This window comes from Pseudomonas sp. HMSC067G02, from assembly GCF_001813485.1.
Classification (GTDB): domain Bacteria; phylum Pseudomonadota; class Gammaproteobacteria; order Pseudomonadales; family Pseudomonadaceae; genus Pseudomonas; species Pseudomonas aeruginosa.
The window spans coordinates 1-5923 of sequence record NZ_KV812611.1 but is presented as its reverse complement, the minus strand read 5'-3'; the positions used below and the strand labels follow the sequence as shown (position 1 = coordinate 5923).

The window sequence follows — 5923 nt, the reverse complement described above, 5'->3', positions numbered from 1 at the left end:
AAACAAAAAGCCCCGCACGATTGCGGGGCCGATTGGAGGGATGAAACTAGTTTTTGTGGCCAGACTGATACGAGCCTTGAACGCAACCGTTTCGGTCGAACGAAACGGTGGTCTGATCAACATACTTGTCGTTCCAGTATGTGACAGCGCCGGAGCCGGCCGTACTGCCATTCCGGTTAACTTTTCCGTAGATGCTCTCCACATCCTCCCTGGACATACCGGGAACCACCTTTCCTTGCACCTTGGCCTTGCGTAGGTCTCGATCGGATAGGCCGGTTGAGCAAGTGGCACTTGCTGCCGACCCTCCAACAACCGTCACGCCACTACCGACAGATCCAGAAGCGTTTGCGACACCCCGATAGGCGCGCCCTGCCGCCGACTTAGGCTTCGCCATCACCGCCGACGCACCAGTTCCGCTTGGACGCTGGTTCGTAGCTGACACCACATCGTCCAAAGACTGATTTTCCGGGCAATTATGTTGCGTGAACGTGACTTTTCCGTCTGGGCCGACGCACTTGAAGACCGTGGCGGCCTGGGAAGAGCAGGCGACCATTGCTAAAGCGAGAACGGGGAAGATCCGTTTCATAGCGACTCTCCGTAGGAACTACCTCACACTTTAGCATCAGGCGGCCACTACCAGAACCTATCCCTATAAACGAAAAGCCCAGCTCGAGGGCTGGGCTTTTTCTGGTGTTCCGCTCTGCGGCAGTTCGCCTAAGCGGCAAAACCGCAATGTATGACGAAAGGTACAGGCCGCGATTATCACTGTCAATACGTCCAGCCTGTACATTTCTTCAGGCGGCCTTTTTCTCCTCCATCACGAAGCACGCCAGCAGAGCCGACAGGCCCGCTCGAACAAGCATGCGTGCGTCCGCGTAGCTGATGCCCATCCGATCCTGAATATCTCGATACGACATGCCATGGATGAAGTAGAGGATCAGGCTGCGGATGGCGTCCGGGTCTTCGTCGTAGAGGCGAGCGAGAAACCGGTCCACTTGCATCGCCCGATCATCACTGATGCAGGGGATCACAGCAGCAAACCGTTTTTCGTTCGCAGGGTTCCGCTTCATCAGCGCCAGCATGGGTGACGAGCCGCGAGGAGTGCCATTGTCGGACCAAACCCACAGCCCGTATTGCTCCATCAGAAATTCCAACGCCTTGATGTTCATTTCAGTCGCCTCTGAAGTGGGAGCCGCCGGCGCCCCGATGGTTGTTCTCTTCTCGCGCCAGCCTGCTCGCCTGGCGTCGCTGCTCTTCCAGCAGCCGCTTTACCCACATCCGCAGTTGCACCACCGCATCCCGCTGCTCCAGCGCCAGCCCCGTCACGCCATCGACGAACCCCGCCGCTCCACAAGCGGCGCAATCGATCTCATGGAAAACGCCAAGGCTGTACCCTTTTCCGTGGCAAACGGGGCACTGAGCGAGCAGGCGCGGCTTGGTCGTCAGATCAGGACCATGCTTCTTCATGCGGCAGCCCTCTTCGCAGCGCGGGCCTTGGTTCGGTACAGGGTCTTGATCGCCTTGATCTCCTCAACCGTCCACTTCCTGGCATCGTGCGGCCCCTCCAGTCGCGCTACAGCCTCAGCGCCGATCTTCGCCACCAGGTTGATCCGGTAGTTCACGACGTCCCCCGACTTGTGGTTGTTGCACGGGGCGCATTGCTTGTGGACGTTGTTCTCGTCGAACCTCAACTCGGGATGGGATCCGACAGAGCGGTAATGACCGGCGTGATACTGCCCATCATGAAAGCGTCCACAACTGATGCAGGGGCGGTCCCAGTCGCGCCAGCGGATGAACTCGTTGAATGCGGCCTGAGCCTCCCTCAAGTGGTCTGCACGGCTCTTCAACTTCTCTTTGCGAACCGCGATCTCGCGCCGCTCGCGTTGCTGCATCGACTTACGCTCCTTCTCCTGCTTCTGCCGAGCGATGACGATGCCGCACTCAGGGCTGCACCACGCCTGAAACGACTTCACCGGGACGAAGGGGGCGCGGCACGTCGACACTGCGCACTTCTTCGGCCGGGGCTTCCGTGCCGACAACGTCATGCCACCTCCCGCGGATAGGTGATCTGGTGATGGCGTTCGCAAACACCGCACGCCTCCTTCGCAGTCGCAACCGGCGTGCAAATGAATTCACCTTGCACACTGGCCCGGTAGTGAGCCTCGCCGGCCACAAGAAGCTTGCAGACCTTGTAGGGCGGCTGGGTATCGCTAACCATCAGATAGTCGTTGAGTACGCTCCACTTCATGAGCGACCTCCTCCTTTGAGTTGTTTTCGAAGCTGCTCGAGGGCAGCAATTCCAACGGATTGGGTTCGCGCCTTCTGGTGGGTGACCTCTCCCTCCGGGACCTTTCCGAGCGCCTCCCCGCGCGCCAGCTTCTTGATGATCTGTCGGTAGGAGATTTCCAGCGCCGCCAGCCCATCCTTTCTGGCCAGAGCCTGCAGCCGGCTGAATCCAGCACCAGCGGCAGCCCAGTACACAGCAGGGCAACTCCATTTCGCGGCTCCGACCATGGCTGGGTGGGTGTTGGCCAGCGCCTCGCGATATGCGTCATCGAGGGATGGCAGGCCGAAGACCTCAGGAGCCCAGCACCAGGCGCAAAACTGGCCAGCAGACGGAACAAGCGGTCTGGCCTGCGCGCTCAACGCTCTTACCCCGGCCTGCAGTTGCTCTCGGCGCGTAACCTGTTGCCGGATGATCTCGGCCAGCCACTCCGCCTTCGCAGCCTTCTCGACTTCTTCGCTGGGCCAGGAGCTTCGCCAGCCGGGGCAGATCGCCTTGATCCGCACAAACAACCGGTCAAGTTCGTCTCTCGTCTCGGGATCAACCTCCACCGTCGGCGGAGCCACAACCTGCAGCCCTGCGCCCCGATTCACATGCGCCAGCACAGCACCGACCGATTGCGGTTCGAACTGCCTGCGGGTCATAGCTGCACCTGATCAGTCCAATCGGTCGACGGCGCGGAACCGGCTGTTGCCCACTTCGTGCGGTAAGCGCCAGCCTTGGCCAGCAGCAACCCGAACTCATGGCAACTGTCGACCAAGAACTTGTCATCCAGACCGACGAAGAACGCCGCCACCGCAGGAGCCTCGCTACCGAGAGCGGCCACCAATTGCTTCACCTGGGAATTGACCTTGGCATTTCGCACCGGCTGAACACTCCAGCGCGCCTCGTAGGCAGCCCGGTACGCTGCCCACACACTCCGGCAAGCCTCCTGCAGCGCTTCGCCAGCCGCCGGCCCGGAACGGGTCGGCAAAGGTGACGGTTCTCCTGATGGTTCCCTTGTAGGTTCTATTACGGTTCTGGGTGCAGCATCTGCGGGGGTGGGGTGCATTTCCTGCGGGGGTTGGGGTGCAGCATCTGCGGGGGTGGGTGCAGATCCTGCGGGGGTGCATTTCCTGCGGGGGTGAACCTTCTGCGGGGGTGCAAATGCTGCGGGGGTTACGGTGAACATCGTCGAGCGCCCCTGGCGCGCTTCAATGCTCAGCGCCCTGCACTCGTTCAGCACCTTGATGGCCTGCTGCACGGCACGTTCGGACAGGCAGGTGCGCTCGGCGATCTTCGCCACCGAAGGCCAGCACACGCCCTCGTCGTTCGCGTTGTCCGCCAGGCTGATCAGCACAGCCTTCTGCGCCGGCGTCAGACCCTGCAGCGGCCAGCAGGCAGACATGATGATCGTGCTCACCTGCGCGCCCTCCGCGACACTTTCTTGCGAATCGCTATTTCGTGTCGCGACACGCTCTCTTGTTGGATGGTGGATACCTGTGTCATATTCGGCTCCGTTGGATGTTCGGCACCGCCTTCCGGTGCCTCCTCAGAAAGCCCGGTTGCAGCCGGGCTTTTTGCTGTCTGCTCTACTGGATGCCTGAACAGGGGTCGCAGCCGACTAAGCAGCGCCAGCCCCTCTCCGTAACATCTGCTACGTGCTATGCCGCACTCCGGCCCCGAGGCCTTGCTGGCGCGTCGTAGAGGTCTGGGCGGAGCTGGTGGCGGGTGATGCGAGCGCCGAAGAAGCGCTCAAGATCACGCGCCAGCGCCGCCCCTGGAGTCCGGCCGCAAGCCAGAACCTGTCTGAGGTACGCAACGCTGGTGCTGAGCGCCTTCGCAGCGTCATCACGCTCTTGGATACTGAGCGACTTCCAGAAGGCCCGAAGCGCTTCTGTATGGGTGCTTTGGGGTGTCTCGACGGCCATAAATGTACCTCCTTGGTACAATCATGGTGAAAAGGAAGTGTACCGTCAAGGTTCTGTACTTTTTAGGTACAGATGATGAAATGGTTAGATGATCGATATCACGACAATCCGCCGCGCGAACGCGCTCACACTGGCCGAAAAGGAAGGCGGCACAGTCGCATTCGCTGCTCGCATAGATCGCGAGCCAACCCAGGTTAGCCGCTTGATTGGCTCGAATCCCACCAAGAACATCGGCAACAGGCTGGCCAGGCACATTGAGGAAAAATTCAATATGCCCCGCGGCTGGCTCGACATTCAGCACACCCCAGAGCAGCAACTGCGGGTGGCTGAACCAACTGCCGAGTATCACTCCGGCGGAAATCTGGAGCCCTTATCACCGTGGTCAGATGGCGATCCACTCGCACCTGACGAGGTTGAGATACCCTACTTCGACGAGGTCGAGGTGGCGGCAGGTGGTGGGCGAGTTCCTGACCTCGAGCTGGCCAAGCGCAAGATTCGATTCCCGAAGGCAACCCTGCGCGAGGCCGCTGTCGACAAGAGCACCTCCGTCTGCGTGAACGTCACAGGTAACAGCATGGAGCCGCTCATCGCAGACGGCTCGATCATCGGCGTCGACCTTTCGGTCAACACGATCGTCGACGGCGAGATCTACGCCCTGAAGCATGACGACCTGCTGCGGGTGAAATTCGTCTATCGACTGCCTGGCGGCGGCATCCGGTTGCGCAGCTACAACCGGGAGGAGTACCCCGATGAGGAGTACACCAGGGACCAGATGCGGGCCAGCGATATCAGCGTGATCGGCTGGGTATTCTGGTGGTCGGTGATGAGGCGCCGGAAACACTAGCAAACGGCTTGCGGCCCGGCTTCCTGAAGGGGCGGCGGAGGCAGCTACTCAAAAAATGGTGACCACTGGTTGCCATTTCTGTGCTATCACGTTGTATTATCAGCCGCGCCCGGGCAGCTCAAATGAGGAGCGTTGAGCGGCTGAACAAACACCATCCGGGTGCGTCTAAACAGTGAAGAAGGCAAAGACCTTCTGAATGGCCGGCGGAAAGATCGCCGGCTGAGGGGCGAAAGCCTGTATGCAAGGAGGAAATGGCATGGCAATTAAGCGTGAACCACTTCTGGTAGCAGTTGTAGTACGAGAAGAATACGAAGGCATCTAAGAAAAAGCGATGCCAAGAGGAGGCCAATAGGCCTCCTTTTTCATGGAGAGTTAAAAAGGGAGGGGTTAAATGTGCAGTGCTATTATTGAGTTTTTAGCTTCTGAGCTATTTAGAAATCTATTAGTGTTGACTGGCGTGATAGTCGCCATCGTTTCCGTGCTGAGCGCAAAGGCTACGGCAAAAAGAAAGCAAACGGCAGACCTTATGTTCGGCACTAGGTCAGACCAAGAGCTATCCAAGGGATACCGCCGGCTTCAAGCCCTTCACAACGCTGACGATTCAAACATGCGAGCCTATGCCCGCGAGGACAGACGGGAGTCCGAGGAGGCCAATGAGATACGCTACGTTCTCAACCACTGGGAGCGTATATGCGTTGGCATAAATCAAGGAATTTACTGCGAAAAAATGCTCCGCGAAGCCAATTACAGCACCGTCATGAAATTGTACGAACAGGCTGAGCCGTTTATAAGAGCAATTAGAGAGATAGAGAAAAAGAAAACATTCTATCAAGAGCTTGAGAAACTTCACTCAAAGTGGGTCAAGAAGCCGCTAGCCGAAAAAAA

9 protein-coding genes are annotated in these 5923 nt (G+C 58.9%); 2 read left to right on the top strand and 7 right to left on the bottom strand.

Going from position 1 to position 5923, the window contains the following annotated elements; translation table 11 throughout:
* Positions 1-46: 46 nt before the first annotated feature.
* From HMPREF2914_RS31000 to HMPREF2914_RS30995, 7 genes are all read right to left on the bottom strand, one after another.
* Positions 47-586, bottom strand: a complete 540-nt coding sequence (locus HMPREF2914_RS31000) for a DUF4124 domain-containing protein (protein WP_071537902.1) — start codon at positions 584-586, stop codon at positions 47-49.
* 208 nt (positions 587-794) lie between these two features.
* Positions 795-1169 carry an antiterminator Q family protein gene (locus HMPREF2914_RS00865; RefSeq protein ID WP_023981186.1) on the bottom strand — a complete coding sequence of 125 codons (375 nt, stop codon included), beginning with the start codon at positions 1167-1169 and terminating at the stop codon, positions 795-797.
* 1 nt (position 1170) lies between these two features.
* Positions 1171-1467 (bottom strand): hypothetical protein, encoded by a 297-nt coding sequence (locus tag HMPREF2914_RS00860; protein ID WP_023981187.1) that lies wholly within the window; start codon positions 1465-1467, stop codon positions 1171-1173.
* On the bottom strand, positions 1464-2045 hold the full coding sequence (locus HMPREF2914_RS00855) for a recombination protein NinG (RefSeq protein WP_023981188.1): 582 nt from the start codon (positions 2043-2045) through the stop codon (positions 1464-1466). The genes HMPREF2914_RS00860 and HMPREF2914_RS00855 overlap by 4 nt, the downstream gene beginning before the upstream one ends.
* On the bottom strand, positions 2042-2248 hold the full coding sequence (locus HMPREF2914_RS00850) for a hypothetical protein (RefSeq protein ID WP_003159465.1): 207 nt from the start codon (positions 2246-2248) through the stop codon (positions 2042-2044). Before HMPREF2914_RS00850 ends, HMPREF2914_RS00855 begins: the two co-directional genes overlap by 4 nt.
* The gene (locus tag HMPREF2914_RS00845; RefSeq protein WP_023981189.1) at positions 2245-2928 is read right to left on the bottom strand and encodes a replication protein P; all 684 of its coding nucleotides are present in this window, start codon (positions 2926-2928) and stop codon (positions 2245-2247) included. The genes HMPREF2914_RS00850 and HMPREF2914_RS00845 overlap by 4 nt, the downstream gene beginning before the upstream one ends.
* The gene (locus HMPREF2914_RS30995) at positions 2925-3686 is read right to left on the bottom strand and encodes a helix-turn-helix domain-containing protein (RefSeq protein WP_031691842.1); all 762 of its coding nucleotides are present in this window, start codon (positions 3684-3686) and stop codon (positions 2925-2927) included. Before HMPREF2914_RS30995 ends, HMPREF2914_RS00845 begins: the two co-directional genes overlap by 4 nt.
* Before the next feature lie 596 nt (positions 3687-4282).
* Here HMPREF2914_RS30995 and HMPREF2914_RS00830 point away from each other — a divergent pair.
* Complete coding sequence (locus HMPREF2914_RS00830; protein ID WP_023980590.1) at positions 4283-5038, top strand: helix-turn-helix transcriptional regulator; 756 nt, start codon at positions 4283-4285, stop codon at positions 5036-5038.
* 391 nt (positions 5039-5429) lie between these two features.
* On the top strand, positions 5430-5923 hold a 494-nt coding region (locus HMPREF2914_RS00825), incomplete at its 3' end, for a DUF4760 domain-containing protein (RefSeq protein WP_070702791.1).

What these genes read in the sequence shown, in the direction of transcription:
- HMPREF2914_RS00855 (WP_023981188.1), bottom strand. Translation starts at nt 2,045, where the DNA reads ATGACGTTGTCGGCACGGAAGCCCCGGCCGAAGAAGTGCGCAGTGTCG.
- HMPREF2914_RS00865 (WP_023981186.1), bottom strand. Translation starts at nt 1,169, where the DNA reads ATGAACATCAAGGCGTTGGAATTTCTGATGGAGCAATACGGGCTGTGG.
- HMPREF2914_RS00830 (WP_023980590.1), top strand. Translation starts at nt 4,283, where the DNA reads ATGATCGATATCACGACAATCCGCCGCGCGAACGCGCTCACACTGGCC.
- HMPREF2914_RS00850 (WP_003159465.1), bottom strand. Translation starts at nt 2,248, where the DNA reads ATGAAGTGGAGCGTACTCAACGACTATCTGATGGTTAGCGATACCCAG.
- HMPREF2914_RS31000 (WP_071537902.1), bottom strand. Translation starts at nt 586, where the DNA reads ATGAAACGGATCTTCCCCGTTCTCGCTTTAGCAATGGTCGCCTGCTCT.
- HMPREF2914_RS00845 (WP_023981189.1), bottom strand. Translation starts at nt 2,928, where the DNA reads ATGACCCGCAGGCAGTTCGAACCGCAATCGGTCGGTGCTGTGCTGGCG.
- HMPREF2914_RS00860 (WP_023981187.1), bottom strand. Translation starts at nt 1,467, where the DNA reads ATGAAGAAGCATGGTCCTGATCTGACGACCAAGCCGCGCCTGCTCGCT.